General features: G+C 73.8%; 1 protein-coding gene. It reads left to right on the top strand.

Annotated features, from left to right (window positions below; genetic code table 11):
* Positions 1-67 precede the first annotated feature (67 nt).
* The coding region (locus PUR61_RS30830; protein ID WP_329882794.1) for a KR domain-containing protein at positions 68-1,430 on the top strand (1,363 nt) is incomplete at its 3' end.

Here is a 1,430-nt window from a genome sequence, read left to right as displayed (position 1 = left end):
GGCGGCGGGCGGGCGGGGTTGGAAGTCCAGCCGTCTGCGGACCAGTCACGCGTTCCACTCCCGGTTGATGGAGCCGATGTTGGAGGACTTCCGCGCCGTGGTGCGTGGGTTGTCCTTCGCCGAGCCTTCGGTCCCGGCGGTGTCTTCGGTGACTGGTCGTCAGGTCGGTGTCGGGCAGTGGTCGGACCCGGAGTACTGGGTGGACCAGGTCCGCAAGCCCGTCCGCTTCGCCGACGCCCTCGACGCCCTCGCGGCCCTCGACGGCGTCACCAGGTTCGTCGAACTCGGCCCGGACGCGGTCCTGTCCGCGCTCGTCCAGCAGCCCGACGCCGTCACCGCGCCCCTGCTGCGCCGCGACCGCGACGAAGCGACCACCGCGCTGACGGCACTCGCGACCCTGCACGTCAACGGTGTCCCGGTCGACTGGTCGCCGCTGTTCACCGGCGTCCGACCGGCCGAGCTGCCGACCTACGCCTTCCAGAGGGAGCGGTTCTGGCCCGAGAAGGGGGCCCGGCCCCGCTCAGACCGTGACGACGACGGGTTCTGGACCGTGGTCGAGTCGGGCGACGTGGCTACGCTCGCCGACCGCCTCGGCGTGGAGACCGAGGCGCTGGCGGGCCTGCTTCCCGCGCTGGCCGCCTGGCGTGCGCGTGGCCGGGAGCGGACGCTGATCGACGCGTGGCGCTACCGCGCCGTCTGGAACCCCACCACCGTCGCGGGCCACGGGCGGATCAGCGGGACGTGGCTGCTGGTCGGCGACGACGGGTTCGGCCTCGCTGCGGTCCTCTCCGGGCTCGGCGCGGAGGTCATGACCGTGCCGACGGGCTCCCGCTCCGAGCTGGCGGCCCGGCTGGCCGGGCAGGAGGCGGAGGGCGTCGTTTCGGTCCTCGGATCGGTCGGTGAAAACCTGGCGCTGGTGCAGGCTTTGACGGACGTACGGAGCACGACCCCGCTGTGGACGGTCACCCGGAACGCGGTGGTCACCGGCCGGGCGGACGACACGGTCGACGTCGGTCAGGCGCAGCTGTGGGGCTTCGGCCGGGCGGTGGGGCTGGAGCACCCGGAATTCTGGGGCGGTCTGCTCGACCTGCCGCCGGTCGTCGATACCCGGGCGGCCGGTCGCCTAGGCGCGGTCCTGGGTGGCGCGTTGGGCGCGGAGGACCAGGTCGCGCTGCGTAGTGGCGGCGTGCTCGTCCGGCGGCTCGCGCATGCGCCGGCCGGTGCTGTCGGTGCTGCCGGTGCGTGGAGTCCGCGCGGCACGGTGCTCGTCACCGGTGGGACGGGTGGCTTGGGCGTCGAGGTGGCGCGGTGGGCGGCGGCGAACGGTGCGGAGCGGCTGGTGCTGCTCTCCCGGCGTGGATCTCAGGCGCCGGGGGCGGCGGAGTTGTTGGCGGAGCTGCCGATGGCGGAGATCCATGCGTGTGATCTGG

This window comes from Streptomyces sp. BE20, from assembly GCF_036322525.1.
Classification (GTDB): Bacteria; Actinomycetota; Actinomycetes; order Streptomycetales; family Streptomycetaceae; genus Kitasatospora.
Note: the sequence above shows the minus strand (reverse complement) of the source record. Positions and strands in the feature narration are given on the sequence as shown.